This window comes from Desertibacillus haloalkaliphilus, assembly GCF_019039105.1.
Taxonomy (GTDB): domain Bacteria; phylum Bacillota; class Bacilli; order Bacillales; family KJ1-10-99; genus Desertibacillus; species Desertibacillus haloalkaliphilus.
In genome coordinates this window covers 1-371 of the sequence record NZ_JAHPIV010000368.1, presented here as the reverse complement: position 1 = coordinate 371, position 371 = coordinate 1, and the positions used below count along the sequence as shown (strand labels likewise).

Sequence of the window (371 nt, the reverse complement as noted above, 5' to 3'; positions counted from 1 at the left end):
CCGTATAAGTTTACAACGATGACAGCTTTAGGAAGAGCTCCTGTAAGTGCCGCATCTATGAAAGCTTTTTCTAATGCCTGCGGAGACATATTCCATGTATCTGGCTCAGAATCAATAAAGACTGGTTCAGCACCTTGATAAAGAATGGGGTTCGCACTTGCCACAAAAGTAAGACTTGAACAAAATACTTTGTCTCCTTTTGTTACTTCTAATAAAGAAAGAGCCAAATGAATCGCTGCGGTTCCTGAACTTAACGCGACAGCTTCATTGACTCCAACATAAGTAGCTATTTCTTTTTCAAATGCATCGACATTCGGCCCAAGTGGTGCAATCCAATTTGTGTCAAAAGCTTCTCTTATGTATTTCTGCTC

General features: G+C 40.4%; 1 protein-coding gene. It reads right to left on the bottom strand.

Annotated features, from left to right (window positions below; translation table 11 throughout):
- Positions 1 to 371 (bottom strand): aminotransferase class I/II-fold pyridoxal phosphate-dependent enzyme (locus KH400_RS22375; RefSeq protein WP_217228397.1); only part of this gene is annotated, 371 nt, incomplete at both ends.